The 16728-nt window shown below is 60.6% G+C and carries 15 protein-coding genes; 8 read left to right on the top strand and 7 right to left on the bottom strand.

What is annotated here, in order from left to right:
• Positions 1-16 precede the first annotated feature (16 nt).
• The 7 genes from C8K63_RS07260 (at position 17) to C8K63_RS07225 (ending at position 6899) form a co-directional block, all read left to right on the top strand.
• Entirely contained in the window at positions 17-1210 is a 1194-nt protein-coding gene (locus tag C8K63_RS07260) for an SfnB family sulfur acquisition oxidoreductase (protein ID WP_108216110.1), read from the top strand.
• Positions 1210-2568, top strand: a complete 1359-nt coding sequence (locus C8K63_RS07255; RefSeq protein ID WP_108216109.1) for an LLM class flavin-dependent oxidoreductase — start codon at positions 1210-1212, stop codon at positions 2566-2568. Before C8K63_RS07260 ends, C8K63_RS07255 begins: the two co-directional genes overlap by 1 nt.
• A gap of 130 nt (positions 2569-2698) precedes the next feature.
• Positions 2699-3508 (top strand): MetQ/NlpA family ABC transporter substrate-binding protein, encoded by an 810-nt coding sequence (locus C8K63_RS07250; protein WP_108216108.1) that lies wholly within the window; start codon positions 2699-2701, stop codon positions 3506-3508.
• 2 nt (positions 3509-3510) lie between these two features.
• Positions 3511-4632, top strand: coding sequence for a methionine ABC transporter ATP-binding protein (locus C8K63_RS07245; RefSeq protein WP_108216107.1), 1122 nt, complete (start codon positions 3511-3513; stop codon positions 4630-4632).
• The gene (locus C8K63_RS07240; protein WP_108216106.1) at positions 4622-5266 is read left to right on the top strand and encodes a methionine ABC transporter permease; all 645 of its coding nucleotides are present in this window, start codon (positions 4622-4624) and stop codon (positions 5264-5266) included. Before C8K63_RS07245 ends, C8K63_RS07240 begins: the two co-directional genes overlap by 11 nt.
• Positions 5267-5732: 466 nt before the next feature.
• Positions 5733-6089, top strand: coding sequence for a DUF6124 family protein (locus C8K63_RS07230; protein WP_108216104.1), 357 nt, complete (start codon positions 5733-5735; stop codon positions 6087-6089).
• 180 nt (positions 6090-6269) lie between these two features.
• A complete protein-coding gene (locus C8K63_RS07225) occupies positions 6270-6899 on the top strand; it encodes a bifunctional 2-polyprenyl-6-hydroxyphenol methylase/3-demethylubiquinol 3-O-methyltransferase UbiG (protein WP_108216103.1) in 630 nt (209 codons plus the stop codon).
• Positions 6900-6996: 97 nt separating this feature from the next.
• Here C8K63_RS07225 and C8K63_RS07220 read toward each other — a convergent pair whose 3' ends face one another.
• The 3 genes from C8K63_RS07220 to C8K63_RS07210 are packed head-to-tail and all read right to left on the bottom strand — an operon-like array spanning position 6997 to position 12208.
• Complete coding sequence (locus C8K63_RS07220; RefSeq protein WP_108216102.1) at positions 6997-10047, bottom strand: efflux RND transporter permease subunit; 3051 nt, start codon at positions 10045-10047, stop codon at positions 6997-6999.
• A complete protein-coding gene (locus tag C8K63_RS07215) occupies positions 10044-11108 on the bottom strand; it encodes an efflux RND transporter periplasmic adaptor subunit (protein ID WP_108216101.1) in 1065 nt (354 codons plus the stop codon). Before C8K63_RS07215 ends, C8K63_RS07220 begins: the two co-directional genes overlap by 4 nt.
• Positions 11105-12208 carry an efflux RND transporter periplasmic adaptor subunit gene (locus C8K63_RS07210; protein ID WP_108216100.1) on the bottom strand — a complete coding sequence of 368 codons (1104 nt, stop codon included), beginning with the start codon at positions 12206-12208 and terminating at the stop codon, positions 11105-11107. Before C8K63_RS07210 ends, C8K63_RS07215 begins: the two co-directional genes overlap by 4 nt.
• A 176-nt stretch (positions 12209-12384) precedes the next feature.
• Here C8K63_RS07210 and C8K63_RS07205 point away from each other — a divergent pair, with 176 nt between their 5' ends.
• Entirely contained in the window at positions 12385-13545 is a 1161-nt protein-coding gene (locus tag C8K63_RS07205) for an AAA family ATPase (RefSeq protein ID WP_108216099.1), read from the top strand.
• Positions 13546-13859: 314 nt separating this feature from the next.
• Here the strand turns inward: C8K63_RS07205 and C8K63_RS07200 are convergent, their stop codons facing one another.
• The 4 genes from C8K63_RS07200 to C8K63_RS30610 all read right to left on the bottom strand — a co-directional run.
• Positions 13860-14642: a MetQ/NlpA family ABC transporter substrate-binding protein gene (locus tag C8K63_RS07200; RefSeq protein WP_108216098.1), complete on the bottom strand. Its 783-nt coding sequence runs from the start codon at positions 14640-14642 to the stop codon at positions 13860-13862.
• A 238-nt stretch (positions 14643-14880) separates the two neighbouring features.
• Entirely contained in the window at positions 14881-15810 is a 930-nt protein-coding gene (locus tag C8K63_RS07195; RefSeq protein WP_108216097.1) for a sigma 54-interacting transcriptional regulator, read from the bottom strand.
• A 55-nt stretch (positions 15811-15865) separates the two neighbouring features.
• The gene (locus C8K63_RS07190; RefSeq protein WP_108216096.1) at positions 15866-16447 is read right to left on the bottom strand and encodes an alpha/beta hydrolase; all 582 of its coding nucleotides are present in this window, start codon (positions 16445-16447) and stop codon (positions 15866-15868) included.
• 101 nt (positions 16448-16548) lie between these two features.
• Positions 16549-16728: hypothetical protein (locus C8K63_RS30610; RefSeq protein ID WP_371920733.1), on the bottom strand; the 180-nt coding region annotated here is incomplete at its 5' end.

Here is a 16728-nt window from a genome sequence, read left to right as displayed (position 1 = left end):
AGCTCTGGAGAAACACATGACAAGTTCTCACCACGTCGCGGTCATCACCAGCGATGAACAAGCCCTGATCGTCGCCAGCGACCTTGCCGAAGACTTCAAGCGCGACAGCGCCACACGCGACCGCGAACGCCGCTTGCCACACCCGGAACTGGAAGTGTTTTCCCGCTCGGGCCTGTGGGGCATCAGCGTGCCGAAGGAATACGGCGGCGCCGGTGTTTCCAACGTCACCCTGGCCAAGGTCATCGCCTTGATCGCCCGGGCCGACGGCTCCCTGGGGCAGATCCCGCAGAACCATTTCTATGCCCTCGAAGTACTGCGGGTGAACGGTAGCCACGAGCAGAAAAAACGCCTGTACGCCGAAGTCTTGGCCGGCCAGCGCTTCGGCAATGCGTTGGCCGAACTGGGCACCAAAACCGCACACGATCGCATCACCAGCCTGACTCGCGACGCCAGCGGCTATCGCATCGATGGCCGCAAGTTCTACGCCACCGGCGCGATCTACGCCCAGCGCATTCCCACTTCGGTGGTGGATGAAAACGGCGTGCAGCAACTGGCGTTCGTCCCGCGCAACAGCAAGGGCCTGAGCGTGATCGACGACTGGAGCGGCTTCGGCCAGCGCACCACCGGCAGCGGTTCGGTGGTGTTCGAAGATGTCTACGTCGCTGCCGAAGATGTCATCCCCTTTCAAAGCGCTTTCGAGCGTCCGACCCCGGTCGGCCCGCTGGCGCAGATTCTCCATGCTGCCATCGACACCGGCATCGCCCGCGCCGCGTATGAAGATGCGCTGCACTTCGTGCGCAGCAAAACCCGGCCGTGGATCGACGCCACCCACGAAAAAGCCACGGACGATCCACTGACCCTCAAGAGCTTCGGCCACCTGAGCATTCGCCTGCACGCCGCCGAGGCGCTGCTGGAGCGTGCCGGTGAATACCTCGACCAGGCCCAGGCCGACACCCATGCCGAGACCGTCGCGGCCGCGTCGATTGCCGTCGCCGAAGCCCGCGCCCTCAGCACCGAAATCTCTCTGGCCGCCGGCAGCACGCTGTTCGAACTGGCCGGCAGCCAGGCGACCTTGATCGAATACGGCCTCGACCGCCACTGGCGCAACGCCCGGGTGCACACGCTGCACGACCCGGTGCGCTGGAAGTACCACGCCGTCGGCAATTACTACCTCAACGATGAAAACCCGCCATTGCGGGGGACCATTTGATGACCGCCGCGAAAAAGAAAATCCTGCTCAACGCGTTCAACATGAACTGCATCGGGCACATCAACCACGGTTTGTGGACGCACCCGCGCGACACATCAACCCGCTACAACACCCTCGAATACTGGACCGAACTGGCGCAGTTGCTGGAGCGCGGGCTATTCGACGGCCTGTTCATCGCCGACATCGTCGGGGTCTACGACGTCTACCAGAACTCGGTGGCCGTGCCGTTGAAAGAGTCGATCCAGTTGCCGGTCAACGATCCGCTGCTGCTGGTTTCAGCGATGGCGGCGGTGACGAAAAACCTCGGTTTCGGCCTGACCGCCAACCTCACCTACGAAGCGCCGTACCTGTTCGCCCGCCGCCTGTCGACGCTGGATCACCTGAGCCGCGGGCGTGTCGGCTGGAACATCGTCACCGGCTATCTCGATAGCGCCGCCAAGGCCATGGGCCTGAGCGAACAGGTCGAACATGACCGCCGCTATGACCAGGCCGACGAATACCTGGAGGTGCTCTACAAACTCCTGGAAGGCAGTTGGGAAAACGGTGCGGTGCTCAACGACCCACGGCAACGGATCTATGCGCAGCCGGACAAAGTGCACAAGGTCGAGCACAAGGGCGAGTTCTATCAGGTCGAGGGTTATCACCTGTGCGAACCCTCGCCGCAGCGCACGCCGGTACTGTTCCAGGCGGGCAGCTCGGATCGCGGCCTGCTGTTCGCCGGGCGACATGCCGAGTGCGTGTTCATCAGCGGCCAGACCAAGGCATCGACCAAGGCCCAGGTGGACAAGGTACGCGCCGCGGCCGCCTCCGCCGGGCGCAATCCAGAGGACATCAAGGTGTTCATGGGCCTGAACGTGATCGTTGACGCCACCGAAGAACTGGCCTGGGCCAAGCACGCCGAGTACCTGAGCTACGCCAGCGCAGAGGCCGGTGTTGCGCACTTCTCGGCGTCCACCGGGATCGATTTTTCTCAGTATGAAATCGACGAGCCGATCCAGTACGTGAAGAGCAACGCGATCCAGTCCGCCACCAAACACCTGCAAAACAACGACTGGACCCGACGCAAACTGCTGGAGCAACACGCCCTCGGCGGTCGCTACATCACCGTAGTCGGCTCACCGCAGCAAGTGGCTGATGAGCTGGAATCCTGGATCGCCGAAACCGGGCTGGATGGCTTCAACCTGACCCGCATCGTCACGCCGGAAAGCTATGAGGATTTCATTGAGCTGGTGATTCCCGAGTTGCAACGGCGGGGCTCGTACAAGACCGCGTACGACAGCGGCACCTTGCGCGAAAAGCTGTTTCAGCGGGAGGCGCATTTGCCTGAGCAACATACCGGTTCGGCTTACCGCCGCTAAAAAGCTTCGCGAGCAGGCTCGCTCCCACAGGGGTTTTGTGAACACCCAAGATCCACTGTGGGAGCGAGCCTGCTCGCGAAGAGGCCCGACCAAACACCACAAATTCTATGCACTGACTGGATTACCTATCATGAAAAAGCACTACCTCTCCCACCCAGTCAAAGCACTGGCCCTGGCCCTCGGCCTGTTCAGCTCGGTGACTTTCGCCGCCGACGCGCCGCTGAAAATCGGCACCACCGCCGCCTTCGCCATTCCCCTTGAAGCCGCCGTCGAAGAAGCCGGCAAACAAGGCCTGAAAGTCGAGCTGGTGGAGTTCAGCGACTGGATCGCGCCGAACGTCAGCCTCGCCGCCGGTGACATCGACGTGAACTACTTCCAGCACATCCCGTTCCTGGAAAACGCCAAGGCCGCCTCGGGTTTCGACCTGGTGCCATTCGCGCCGGGGATCATCAACAACGTCGGCCTCTACTCGAAGAAATACAAAAGTTTCGACGAACTGCCCCAAGGCGCCAGCGTGGCCATCGCCAACGATCCGATCAACAGCGGTCGTGGCTTGCAGCTGCTGGCCAAGGCCGGCCTGATCACCCTCAAGCCCGGCGTTGGCTACAAGGCCACCGAAGAAGACATCGTCGCCAACCCGAAGCACATCAAGATCCTCCAGGTCGAAGCCGTGCAATTGGTACGTGCCTATGACGATGCCGATCTGGTGCAGGGCTACCCGGCCTATATTCGCTTGTCGAAAACCTTCGATGCCGGCTCCGCGCTGCTGTTCGACGGCCTCGATCATAAGGAGTACGTGATTCAGTTCGTGATCCAGCCCAAGAGCAAAACCGACCCGCGCCTGATCAAGTTCGTCGACATCTACCAGCACTCACCCGCAGTGCGCGCCGCGTTGGATAAAGCTCACGGCAAGCTCTACCAAGCCGGCTGGGAAAGCTGAACATGAGCGCCGCCATTCAACGGCGACTGGAGATTCCAGAGCCTCAAAGTGCTGAACAAACCGAGCTGCATCCCGAGCTCAATCGCGCTCATGTGTGCTTCATCAATCTGGGTAAAACCTACAACGGCCAGCAAGGCCCGGTGGCTGCGTTGCACGGCATCGACCTGGCAATCCAGCGTGGCGAAGTGTTCGGCATCATCGGCCGCAGCGGCGCCGGCAAGTCGTCGCTGATCCGCACCATCAACCGCCTGGAACAACCGAGCAGCGGTCGGGTGCTGATCGATCAGGTGGACATCGGCGGGTTCGACGAAGACCGCCTGGTGGCGCTGCGTCGGCGCATCGGCATGATCTTCCAGCACTTCAACCTGATGTCGGCAAAGACCGTTTGGCAGAACGTCGAGCTGCCGCTGAAAGTCGCCGGTGTTCCCAAGGAACAACGCGAACAGAAGGTACGCGAACTGCTGGAACTGGTCGGCTTGCAGGCCAAACACAAGGCTTACCCGGCGCAATTGTCCGGCGGGCAGAAACAGCGCGTGGGCATCGCCCGGGCGCTGGTGCATGACCCGGAAATTCTGCTGTGTGATGAGGCCACCTCGGCGCTGGACCCGGAGACCACGCAATCGATCCTCGGCCTGCTGCGCGAGATCAATCAGCGTCTGGGCCTGACCATTGTGCTGATCACCCACGAGATGGCGGTGATCCGTGAGATCTGTGATCGGGTCGTGGTGCTGGAACACGGGCGCATCGTCGAGCAGGGACCGGTCTGGGAAGTGTTCGGCAATCCGCAGCATGAGGTCAGCAAGACGTTGCTCGCGCCATTGCAACATGCATTGCCCAAAGAGCTGCAAAGCCGTTTGCAGCCGCAACCAAATTCCTCGGACGCCGCCGTAGTCCTGCGCTTGCAGTTCACCGGCAGCCAACGTGACGAACCGGACCTGGCCGCGCTGTTCAGCGCCCTCGGTGGCCGCGTGCGGCTGTTGCAGGGTGGCGTGGAACGGATTCAGGGGCATGCCCTCGGGCAACTGCTGCTGGCGGTGACAGACTCACCCCTCGCTGCCGAAGAGTTGCGTCAGCGCGCCAGCCCATGGGCGCAACAGGTGGAGGTATTGGGCTATGTGGTTTGATCGCTTGCTGCAGGGTTTCATCGACACGTTCTTGATGGTCGGCGTGTCGTCATTGATCGCGCTGTTGGCGGGCATTCCGCTGGCGGTCATTCTCGTCACCAGCTCCAGGGGCGGCATCTACGAAGCGCCAGCGTTGAACCGTGCTTTGGGTGCATTCGTGAATTTATTCCGCTCAGTCCCTTTTTTGATTCTGATGGTGGCGCTGATTCCGTTCACCCGATTGATCGTCGGTACCACCTATGGCGTATGGGCGGCCGTGGTGCCGCTGACCATTGCCGCCACGCCGTTCTTTGCGCGTATTGCCGAGGTCAGTCTGCGCGAGGTCGACCACGGCTTGATCGAAGCGGCACAAGCCATGGGCTGCCGACGCTGGCACATCGTCTGGCACGTTTTGCTGCCGGAAGCGCTGCCCGGGATTGTCGGGGGGTTCACCATTACCCTGGTGACGATGATCAACTCATCAGCCATGGCCGGGGCGATTGGCGCCGGTGGACTGGGGGACATTGCGTATCGGTATGGGTATCAGCGGTTTGATAGCCAGATCATGCTGACGGTGATTGTGCTGCTGGTGGCGTTGGTGGCGGTGATTCAACTCGGTGGGGATCGGTTGGCGCGGGGGTTGAACAAGCGCTAGCCCTGTAGGAGCGAGCCTGCTCGCGATGGAGGTCAACGATAACGCGGGAAACCAGATTCCCCGTGGCGCCCTCAGGTTTTTCGCGAGCAAGCTCGCTCCTACACGAGTGGCGATCTTGATGATATTTCGTACAGGAAAATCAGCGATTTTGCAGGCCTGTTCCCTTTCTTTTGCAGGACATTTCCTAGATCATTTCGCTCGCTTGCGCCTGCCGAATTCCGTGGCTAGTCTCGGTCCGTCACTGCTCATCAGTGATCGGGTTTAGTCGCCCGGATTTTACCAGGCGTACAGCGCCACCTCATGTCAGGTGTTTTTTATTACCTGAAAGTTATGGTGGCTGTGCGCAGGGCACCCTTGGGTGCGCCGGGTTTCCTGGTGACCGGTCGACTAACCTGCGTGCAGCCGCCACCCCTGTTCGTTTAGTCGCGATATCGGTTGGCTCCAATTAATATCAGGAGTTTTACCAATGAAGAAATCCGTTCCCGATCCACCTCCCGAAAATCCCTCCACCGAAACCGGCACTGAAGACCCTCTCAGGGATCGATCAGCGCTTTACCGAGCCATCGATTTCTATCTCACCGGCAAGCAACCCGCACCACCCGATGAAATGCGCTTCTACAACGTCAGCAAGGACGTGAGCTTTGAAGACACCCAGCTCTATGTCGCCGACCTGCTGCGCTGCGCTTCGGTCACCGCGTATCAGTGTGGCGATCAACTCGAGGGCGCCGACCGGGCGATGGTGTACTCGATCTGGCATTTGCTGGAGATTGCCAAGGCGATGGTGGATCACTCCATTGAGTGTTTGGGGATGAAAAAGGATTGAGTCATTTGCTGTCTGTGCCACCGTCATCGCGAGCAGGCTCGCTCCTACAGTTGATCCTCGCCGCTCATTAAATTTGTGCACGGCACGATGTAGGAGCGAGCCTGCTCGCGATGGGCTGCGCAGCAGCCCCCGGCGCCATGGCGTATATTCGGTAAATCTAAATTGCCTGCGCAGCCGACCATGAAGCAAACACCCGACGACCTCGAACAGATCACCACCACGACCCTCGGCCATTACAACGCGGTCGCCGAGGACTTTCGTGAAGGCACGCGCGACCACGACGTCAGCCAGAACATCGATGCCCTGCTGCGGCATATTCAGGGCGAGGCGCCTTTCGACATTCTCGATTTTGGCTGCGGGCCGGGTCGTGATCTGCAGACGTTCACCCGCATGGGCCACAAGGCGGTCGGCCTCGACGGTTCGGAAAAACTCGCGCAGATGGCCCGTGAGGACAGCGGGTGCGAGGTGTGGCAGCAGGATTTCCTGAAGCTTGATCTACCGGCCGAGCGTTTCGACGGGATATTTGCCAATGCGGTGCTGTTTCATGTTCCTCGTCAGGAATTGCCTCGGGTGTTGAAGCAACTGCGCGCGGCGCTGAAACCGGGTGGGGTGTTGTTCAGTTCCAATCCCCGTGGCGAGAATCAGGAAGGCTGGAACGGGGCGCGTTATGGGTCGTATCACGACCTGGCGGCCTGGCAGCAATTGTTGATCGAGGCGGGGTTTGTGGAGCTGGAGCATTACTACCGGCCGGCCGGGCTGCCGCGGGAGCAGCAGCCTTGGTTGGCGAGTGTCTGGCGTAAAGCTGTGTAGCCCATTCGGACGCCATCGCGAGCAGGCTCGCTCCTACAGTTGATCGCGGTCAACCTGTAGGAGCGAGCCTGCTCGCGATGAGCGCGAAGCGCTCGCCTTACCGCACCTCCTTCTTCGGTTCGCGAATCTTGTACCAGGCCACATACAGCGCCGGCAAAAACAGCAGCGTCAGCAAGGTGGCGATGACGATCCCGCCGATCATTGCGTAGGCCATCGGCCCCCAGAACACTTCCCGGGCAATCGGGATCATCCCCATGCTCGCTGCCGCCGCGGTCAACAGGATCGGCCGACGTCGATGCTCGGTGGCCTGCACCACCGCATCCCACGGCGCGTAGCCCTTCAGCTCGTATTCCTCGATCTGGGTCACCAGGATCACCGAGTTACGGATGATGATACCGATCAGCGCCAGAATCCCGAGGATCGCCACGAAGCCCATGGGCGTGCCCGTCGGCACTAGCGCGATCACCACGCCGATCAGCCCCAGCGGCGCGACGCTGGCCACCAGGAACAGCTTCTGCACGCTGTGCAACTGGATCATCAGGAAGGTCGCCATCAAGAACAGCATCAGCGGCACGACCTTGGCAATCGGTCCCTGGGCCTTGCCGCTTTCCTCCACCGTACCACCGGTGGCGACCTTGTAGCCCGCGGGTAATTTGGCTGCGAAAGCATCGATGGATGGCTTGAGGATTTTCACCAGGTCGGTCGGCTGGATCTCGTCGCGTATTGCCGCCTTGATGGTGATGGTCGGCAAGCGATCCCTACGCCATACCAACGGCTGCTCCAGTTCGTAACGCACCGTGGCAAATGCCAGCAGTGGAATCGACGTGCCGCCAGGCGTGACGATCTGCAGGTTCTGCAGGGTTTCCGGCGTACCGCGCTCGGAATCCACCGCGCGACCGACCACGTTGATCAGGTAAATGTCGTCATCGACCTGGGTCACCGTCTGGCCGCTGACGATGCCATTCATCAGGTTGGCCACATCCTCGGAAGACAACCCCAACTGCCGCGCCTTGTCCTGGGCGATGTCGATGCGCAGGACTTTGCCCGGCTCGTTCCAGTCGTAGATGATCTCGCCAACGTGCGGGTTCTTGTCCAGCTCGGTGGCCAGGTCGATGGCATGCCGACGCACCTGATCGACGTCTTTGCCGCTGACCCGGTACTGGATCGGACGCCCTACCGGCGGGCCCATTTCCAGTGCCTGGACATAACTGCCGATGCCGACGAAGTCATTGCGCAAACGCTCACGAAGCTTCTGCATCATGGCCTCGCGGGTATGGCCTTTGCTGACGATCACCAACTGTGCGTAGAACGGGTTTTGCAGTTGCTGGTCCAGTGGCAGGTAGAAGCGGATGGCACCCTGACCGACGTAGGTGCTCCAGCGCACGATGTCCGGGTCGTCCTTGAGCGTAGCTTCGAGACGATCGACCGCCCGACGGGTTTCGTCGAGCGAGGCGTTTTGCGGAAGGTTCAGGTCCACCAGGATTTCCGGACGATCCGAAGACGGGAAGAACTGATTCTGCACAAAACGCATGCTGAACACCGCCAGTACAAAGCACAGCACGGTGATGCCAATGGCCCACCAGCGATTGCGCATGCACCACAGCAGCCCGCCGTTGAACGCCTTGCCGATGCGCCCGGGTTCGCCTTCGTGGGGTTTCACGTTGGTGCTGAGGATGTGCACGCCGATCACCGGCGCAAACAGCACCGCCACCACCCACGACACCAGCATCGCACAGGCAATCACCGCAAACAGGGTGTAGGTGTATTCACCGGCAGAACTGGCGTTCAAGCCGATCGGCACGAAGCCCGCCACGGTCACCAGCGTTCCGGTGAGCATCGGGAACGCCGTGGAGGTGTAGGCGAAGGTCGCCGCCTGCTCCTTGGTCTCGCCCAATTCCAGACGGGTGACCATCATTTCCACGGTGATCATCGCATCGTCCACCAGCAGGCCGAGGGCGATGATCAGTGCCCCGAGGGAAATCCGCTGCATGGTGATGCCGCTGTACTCCATGAACACGAACACCATCGCCAGCACCAACGGGATCGAGCACGCCACCACCAGCCCGGCGCGCACACCGAGGCTGACGAAGCTGACCAGCAGCACGATCACCACCGCTTCAAACAACGCGCTGGTAAAGCCGCCGACGGCTTCCTCCACCACTACGGCCTGGTCGGAGACGTTGTAGATGCCGACACCGACCGGCAGGTCGGCGGTCAACTCGTCGATACGGGTGTGCAAAGCCTTGCCGAATGCCTGGACGTTGCCACCCTTCTGCATGGCGATCGCCAGGCCGATGGCCTGCTTGCCGTTGTAGCGGAATTCCGGCGAGGCCGGATCGACGTAGCCACGGCTGATTTCGGCAATGTCGGCCAGACGATAGTAGCGGTCGTTGAGCTTGAGGTTGACCTCGGCCAGGTCTTTCTCCGAAGCGAACTTCCCTGAGGTCCGCACCGATATCCGCTCCGGCCCGGCCTCGATGACACCCGCCGGGGTCACGGCGTTCTGGGTTTGCAGGCTCTGCACCACCTGACGCTCATCAATGCCCAGCGCTGCGAGTTTGCGTGTGGAGAAGTTCAGGTACAGCACTTCGTCCTGCTGGCCGACCATTTCGATCTTGCCCAGCCCCGGCACACCGCGAATTTCCATGCGCGCCTGTTCCACGTAGTCGCGCAACTGACGCAGCGTCAGGCCGTCGGCGGTGAAGGCGTAGATCGAGCCGAAGACGTCACCGAACTCATCGTTGAACGACGGCCCCTGTATGCCTTGCGGGAACTGGTATTTGATGTCGTTGATCTTCTTGCGCACCTGGTACCAGATTTCCGGAATGTCCTTGGCACTGGTGGTGTCGCGCAGGTACACGTACACCGTCGATTCACCGGGGCGCGTGTAGCTTTTCACGTAGTCGAGGGAGTCGAGCTCTTCGAGCTTTTTCTCGATCCGGTCAGTGATCTGCTTGAGGGTTTCCTCCTGGGTCGCCCCCGGCCATTTGCTCTGGATCACCATGGTTTTGATGGTGAACGAAGGGTCTTCTTCGCGTCCCAGGTTGAAGTACGAGAACACACCCATCAGCAACGCAACGAACATCAGATACCAGATGAACGACTGATGCTTGAGAGCCCATTCCGAGAGGTTGAAAGGCCCTTTCATTGACTGTCCTCGTCGATTTTCACTTGTTGCCCCGGCTTGAGACTGTTCACACCGGCACTGACCACTCGCTCGCCGTTCTTCACGCCGTCGGCCAGCACCACAGTGCTGTCGGTGCGGCTGATCACGGTGACGTCACGGGGGGAGACGGTTTTACTCTGTGCATCGATCACCCAGATGCGTGGCTTGCCATCGACCTCCTGCAGCGCGGTGACAGGCAACTCGATGCGCGGCTTGATCGCCGAGCTCAGGGTGACGCTGATGGCCGTACCCAAGCGAAAGCCTGGTGGCGTTTCGGCCAGGGTCAGGCGGGCGCGACGGGTGCGTGTGGCGCTTTGGGCCTGAGGTTCGATTTCACGGATGATGGCGGTGGTGTTGATGCTCGGATCGAGTTGCGCCGCGACCAGGAACACCACATCGCTGGGCAGTTGATCGACCAGGGTATCGGGCAGGTCGATCACCGCTTCCTTGATGTCCGGTTGCGCCAGGGTCACCACTTGCTGACCGGCCGTGACCACTTGCCCGGCCTCGGCGCTCCACGCGGTGACTACGGCTTTATGGTCGGCGCGCAGCTCGGTGTAGCCCAGTTGGTCCTTGCTCTGGTTGACGGCTGCCCGGGCCTGATCGAGGGAGGCCTGGGTGGTTTTCAGGTCCGTGTTGGCCTCGTCGAGCTGCGCTTGCGCGCCGACCCCGCGGTCAAACAAGGCTTGCTGACGCTGGGCAGTGGCCTTGGCGTTGATCAGTTGCGCCTGGATTTTCGCCAGATCGCCCTGGGCCGAGCGCAATTGGTTCTGCTGATCCGAAGGATCAAGGGTGGCGAGTAATGTGCCCTTCTCGACCTCGGCGCCGACATCGACGTTACGACTGGCGATTCGCCCGCCCACGCGGAACCCGGTATTGCTTTCATAGCGTGCCTGGATACTGCCGGCGAAGCGACCCAGGTCCTCTTCGCTCAAGGCCTGGACCTTGATCGACAGCACCGGCCGTACTGGCGCCGGCGGCGGTTCGTTTTTGGAACAGGCGCTCAGCACCAGCCCGATGGACAACGCCCATAAAGGCTTCATGGCTTTGCTCCCCACGTGAGGTCCTTGTAAGTGTTTTCGGCAATCTCGACTTCCATGTCCGGGTGCAACAGTTGCCCGCCCGCGATGATGACTTTGTCCCCGTCCTTCAACCCGTCGCTGATGATGACCTTGCCCGTCAGGTAGCGGCTGACCGTCACCGAATGCAATTGCGCCTTGCCCTTGTCGTCGACAATCCAGACAGCAGGATTGCTGATGTTTTTGGTCAGCGCCGACCACGGCAACTCGATGACCGGTTTGCCCGATCCCCTGGCAGTGGCACTCACCACCGAACCCAACTGCATGCCGTCGGGCAGTTTGTCGAGGCCGACCTTGACCTGCACGGTTCCGGATTGCGCCGACACCGACGGGGTGATTTCGCGTACGGTGCCGGTGGTTTTGATCGCAGGGTTGTCGAGCAAGCTGAGGACAATGGTGTGATCTCGCGGCTTCTCGGCCAGCAGCGATTCATAGACATTGAACACCGCATCGCGGTCGCCGTCCCGGGCCAGGCTGAAGATCGGCATCGTCGCCTGCACCACCTGGCCGACTTCCGCCTGACGCTCGGTAATGATCCCCGGCGCATCGGCAATCAACGCCGTATAGCTCAACTGATCCCGGGCATTGGCCAGCTGCGCCTGGGCTGCACTCAGAGCGCTCTGGCTGCTGTGCAAGGCGGCCTCAGCAGAGTCGTATTCGCTCTGGCTGGTGTAGCCCTTGGGCAAGAGTTTTTGCTGACGTACGAACGCCTGCGCGCTCTGCTTCACCCGCGCCTGTTCGGCGACCACTTGTGCCTGGGCCGAGTCGACATTGGTCTGCAGATCCTTGGGATCGAGCCGGGCGAGCACTTGCTTGGCGGTCACACGATCACCGACGTCAACCGAGCGCTGGATGATCTTGCCACCGACGCGGAAAGACAGCTCCGTCTGTACCCGCGCCTGGATATCACCGGTGAGGGTGACCGAGGCCGCGTAATCCGCTGGCTTGACGACTTGTACGAACACCCGTGGCAGGTATTCCTGCACGGGCTTTTTCTCCTCGCAAGCCGTTAGCAGGGTGACGACACTCAAGGCCATGACTACTTTCAATCCCGGAACCGCCATGCAAACTCCTTGGCCTTTTTTATGGACAACTCGACAGAGAGCTTAGAACAGGATTTCAACCACGCACGCTCCCTTTATGAAGAAACAATTCATAACGTTTTCCCCCAAAAACACGTGTCATAGACGCCTGCACGTACCTGAAAATGAGCCCGCTCGATCTCGCCTCAGGAATCCATATGCTCAAGACCCTCGCGGTGGCCAATTACCGCTCGATCAACAAATTGGTGATCCCGCTGGGCCGGCTGAATCTGATCACCGGCCCTAATGGCAGCGGTAAATCCAACCTTTACCGTGCGCTGCGCCTGCTGGCGGAAACCGCTCAGGGCGGCGTGGTCAATGCGTTGGCCCGTGAAGGCGGGCTGAATTCGACCTTCTGGGCGGGCCCGGAAACCATCACCCGGCGTATGCAAAACGGTGAAGTGCCGATTGAAGCCAGCGTTCGACGGGGCGTCAAACGCCTGCGCCTGGGATTCGCCGGTGACGATTTCAGCTACTCGATTGCCCTCGGGCTGCCCGAGCAGAGCCAGTCAACGTTCTCCCTCGACCCGGAGATCAAAAAGGAATGCATCTGGTCCGGACCGTTCTACCGCCCCGCCAGCCTGCTGGTGGATCGCGACGGACCGATGATCCGCGCCCGCGTCGGTCGCGGTTGGGAAGTGTTGGCCCAGCACACGCCGATTTTCGACAGCCTGTTCGACCAGGTCGGCAGTTTTCGCACCTCGCCGGAAGTCTTGCAGATGCGCGAGTTCATCCGCCGCTGGCGCTTTTACGATCACTTTCGCAGCGACGCCGACGCCCCGGTGCGCCAGCCGCAACTGGGCACCCGCACGCCGGTGCTGCACCCCGACGGACGCGACTTGGCGGCGGCCTTGCAAACGATCATCGAAATCGGCGATCCCGAGGCATTGCGAGCCGCGATCAGCGACGCGTTTCCCGGCGCCAGGCTGGCCATCGAACCGCTGTCGGGCGGGCGCTTCGCCATCGAGTTTCATCAGGAGGGGTTGTTGCGGCCGTTGTCGGCGGCGGAGTTGTCGGACGGGACGTTGCGCTATTTGCTGCTGGTCGCCGCACTGCTGACACCACGGCCGCCGACACTGATGGTGTTGAACGAGCCGGAAACCAGCCTGCATCCGGATCTGCTGCCGGCGCTGGCGCGCTTGATCATCCGCGCCTGCGGGCAGTGCCAGGTGTGGGTGGTGTCCCATGCCCGGCGCTTGATTTCGGCATTGCAGCAAGACCCCGACTGCAACTGCATCGTGCTGGAAAAAAATCTTGGCCAGACCGCAATTGTCGGCCAGCGCATGCTGGATGAACCGGCATGGTATTGGCCGGATTGAACGGCGCTTGATTTGCCGGGACGATGGAGGACGTCTATTTTCCCTTGCGCCGTAGGAAGGATCTTTTTTTCGAAACACAGCTCCAGGGACGCACCCATTTTGGCCAGACTTGCGGCCAAACCTCACAAGGACGAGAACATGACAGACGCACCAACGCCGCAACGGCTGGATCCGCAGGACATTCTGAAATTATTGATGGCGTTGCGCAGGGCGTTGAAGGCCAGGCCGGCCTGAGCAATCCATCGCCCATAAAAAAACGCCGACGCTAAATCAGCCGTCGGCGTTTGAAACCTTAAAGGGGTTCGCTTCGCGAATCAGAACGCCGGCAGTACCGCGCCGCTGTACTTCTTCTCGATGAATGCTTTCACTTGCGGGCTGGTCAGGGCCTTGGCCAGTTTCTGGATGGCAACGCTGTCCTTGTTGTCCGGACGGGCCACCAGGTAGTTCACGTAAGGCGAATCAGCACCTTCAATGATCAGCGCGTCTTTCGCCGGGTTCAGGCCCGCTTCCAGTGCGTAGTTGGTGTTGATCATGTCCAGGTCGACCTGATCCAGCACACGCGGCAACATGGCCGACTCAAGCTCCTTGAACTTGAAGTTGTGCGGGTTCTTGGCGATGTCTTTCGGCGTCGACACGGCGTTATTCGGGTCTTTCAACTCGATCAGGCCAGCCTTCTGCAGCAGGATCAGGGCTCGGCCGCTATTGCTGCCTTCGTTCGGGATGGCGATGGTCGCGCCATCTTTGAGCTCAGCCAGGGTTTTGACTTTCTTCGAGTAGCCGCCGAAAGGTTCAACGTGCACGCCAATCACGGTTTCCAGGTGAGTGCCTTTACCTTCGTTGAAGCTCTTCAGGTACGGCAGGGTCTGGAAGTAGTTGGCGTCCAGACGCTTCTGGTCGACCTGCACGTTCGGCTGAACATAGTCGGTGAAGACTTTGATTTCCAGGTCCACGCCTTCTTTGGCCAGGGTTGGCTTGATCAGCTCGAGAATCTCGGCGTGTGGGACCGGGGTCGCGGCAACCACCAGTTTCTCGCCAGCCTGGGCCAGGCCCGCGGTCAGGGCAGCCGCCAGTGCGGTGAACAACAGAACCTTTTTCATGCAGTGTCCTTATCGAAAATCACAGTCGCTTGTGGCGACGGCTTGAATATGAGGGTGCCAGTGAAGTGCTATCGCTGGCGTGAAGCGGACAATACCGGGATTTTTTATTCCCGAACAATAACCTTTATTCACTTTCATATTCCATTTTGTTCACGTAGGAGCTGCCGCAGGCTGCGATCTTTTGATTTTGATAGCATTGAGGCCGCCGAGATCAAAAGATCGCAGCCTGCGGCAGCTCCTACAAAAGCCCGGTCGTAAGCAGCAATTGCTTCAGTGCCTGACGCTCCTCAGGCGTACCGCTGGAAAAGACACGCTTTATTTGCTGCTCAATTTGCCCCAAAGAAACCAACGCCTCGGGCAAATTCAAATGCTCCGGCAAAATCTCGTCGCCGGTGCTCACCAGCAGCGCAAAGTGAATGACGTTCTCCAGCTCCCGGGTATTGCCCGGCCAACTGTGGCGTTCCAGCACAAGCTGCGCCGCTTCGCTGATCAGCGGCACTGGCAGGTCCAGGCGTTGGCTGTAGATGCCGAGGAAGTACTCCGCCAGCGAGAGGATATCCCCCACCCTCTCACGCAACGCCGGCAGTTCGAGCGGGCCTTCGCTGAGGTAGTGATAGAGCCGTTCATGGAATTTTCCGGCGGCAACCGCCTGGGCCAGATCGATGCTGGTGGCCGCCACCAGTCGCACATCCACCGGGCTCGGCTGCTGGGCACCGACGCGGGTGACTTCGTGGTTTTCCAGCGCGGCGAGCAATTTGATCTGGATCGGCAGCGGCAGGTCGCCGATTTCGTCCAGATACAACGTCCCGCCGTTGGCCGAACCGAACCACCCGGCACGACTGCTCGCCGAACCGCTGTAACTGCCCGCCGCATAGCCAAATAACTCGGCGTCGGCGTAGGTCGGGCTGATGGCGCCGCAGTTGACCGACACGAACAACCCGCCGCGATCACTGGCGCGATGGATATGCCGCGCCAGCAATTCCTTGCCGGTGCCGGTTTCGCCACGGATCAGCACTGACACTGAACGCGCGGCCAGTTGCTCCAGGTCTTCACGCAATTGCCGCGAACGCGGATCGACAAACACCAGCGCCTTGGCGCGGATGCTCAGGGGACTTTTTTCGGCATCGGGAAAGGTCAGCAGCGGCTGACCGAAGGTTTCAAAGCTCATGGCAGACTCCCGCCCAAAACCGCCGGGAGACGGGGGCGTTAAATAAGGAAAGTGTTCAAGCGCGGCGCAGGGCGTGGTGTTCCATGCGGTTTTGCAGGCGATAGAGATAGGCAAAACCCTGCTCCCAACGCTGGTGACCGGACTTCACATTGATATGTCCCGCCCCCGCCAGAATCCCCGCCTCGGCGCCCCAATGGCGCGCCAGTTCCAGGGCACGCGGTGCGCTGACGGCGCTGTCGTTGTCGGAGCTGACGACCTGGCTGGGGAATGGCAGCAGGTCCGTCGGAATCGGCGCGAAGTTACGCAAGGCCGGCGCGCAGGCCGGGCGCTCGACATCCGCCGGCGCGACGAGCAAGGCACCGCGCACTTGACGCAAAAACTGCACGGGGGCGCTCGCGGCCCAATGGGCGACGGTGATGCAACCCAGGCTGTGGGCGATCAGGATGACCGGCGTGCTGTCGGCAGCAATCGCCTCGGCCAGCGCCGCGACCCAGTCTTCGCGACGTGGCGTCAGCCAGTCGGCCTGCTCCACCCGCGCACTGTTCGGCAGGCTGTTCTGCCAGTGGCTTTGCCAATGATCTTCCGGCGATCCTTGCCAGCCCGGCACAATCAGGTAGCGAATTGATTCGTTGCGCATGGGGAGCTCTCCTGCTGCGTGTCTGTTCCCGGTCGATTATAGGGACGCGAGATATATTCGTTAAGGAATAAGAAGCTATTTATTAAGATCCATATCGAATATTAAACAACCCCCCTGTAGGAGCTGCCGAAGGCTGCGATCTTTTGATTTTTAAAAACAAGATCAAAAGATCGCAGCCTTCGGCAGCTCTTATCAAACAAAAAATAACCCATTGTTTTTGCTCTAAAAATTATCCAGCCATCACCAACTGCATGCCCAGCTTGCGCGCCTTGTGTTCCAAG

The sequence above is a fragment of the Pseudomonas sp. GV085 genome, assembly GCF_003050925.1.
GTDB lineage: Bacteria > Pseudomonadota > Gammaproteobacteria > Pseudomonadales > Pseudomonadaceae > Aquipseudomonas.
Note: the sequence above shows the minus strand (reverse complement) of the source record. Positions and strands in the feature narration are given on the sequence as shown.

Excerpts from the sequence above, each read along its gene's own strand:
- C8K63_RS07240 (WP_108216106.1), top strand. The coding sequence starts at position 4,622 with ATGTGGTTTGATCGCTTGCTGCAGGGTTTCATCGACACGTTCTTGATG.
- C8K63_RS07210 (WP_108216100.1), bottom strand. The coding sequence starts at position 12,208 with ATGGCGGTTCCGGGATTGAAAGTAGTCATGGCCTTGAGTGTCGTCACC.
- C8K63_RS07200 (WP_108216098.1), bottom strand. The coding sequence starts at position 14,642 with ATGAAAAAGGTTCTGTTGTTCACCGCACTGGCGGCTGCCCTGACCGCG.
- C8K63_RS07205 (WP_108216099.1), top strand. The coding sequence starts at position 12,385 with ATGCTCAAGACCCTCGCGGTGGCCAATTACCGCTCGATCAACAAATTG.
- C8K63_RS07215 (WP_108216101.1), bottom strand. The coding sequence starts at position 11,108 with ATGAAGCCTTTATGGGCGTTGTCCATCGGGCTGGTGCTGAGCGCCTGT.
- C8K63_RS07250 (WP_108216108.1), top strand. The coding sequence starts at position 2,699 with ATGAAAAAGCACTACCTCTCCCACCCAGTCAAAGCACTGGCCCTGGCC.
- C8K63_RS07190 (WP_108216096.1), bottom strand. The coding sequence starts at position 16,447 with ATGCGCAACGAATCAATTCGCTACCTGATTGTGCCGGGCTGGCAAGGA.
- C8K63_RS07195 (WP_108216097.1), bottom strand. The coding sequence starts at position 15,810 with ATGAGCTTTGAAACCTTCGGTCAGCCGCTGCTGACCTTTCCCGATGCC.
- C8K63_RS07230 (WP_108216104.1), top strand. The coding sequence starts at position 5,733 with ATGAAGAAATCCGTTCCCGATCCACCTCCCGAAAATCCCTCCACCGAA.
- C8K63_RS07245 (WP_108216107.1), top strand. The coding sequence starts at position 3,511 with ATGAGCGCCGCCATTCAACGGCGACTGGAGATTCCAGAGCCTCAAAGT.
- C8K63_RS07220 (WP_108216102.1), bottom strand. The coding sequence starts at position 10,047 with ATGAAAGGGCCTTTCAACCTCTCGGAATGGGCTCTCAAGCATCAGTCG.
- C8K63_RS07255 (WP_108216109.1), top strand. The coding sequence starts at position 1,210 with ATGACCGCCGCGAAAAAGAAAATCCTGCTCAACGCGTTCAACATGAAC.
- C8K63_RS07225 (WP_108216103.1), top strand. The coding sequence starts at position 6,270 with ATGAAGCAAACACCCGACGACCTCGAACAGATCACCACCACGACCCTC.
- C8K63_RS07260 (WP_108216110.1), top strand. The coding sequence starts at position 17 with ATGACAAGTTCTCACCACGTCGCGGTCATCACCAGCGATGAACAAGCC.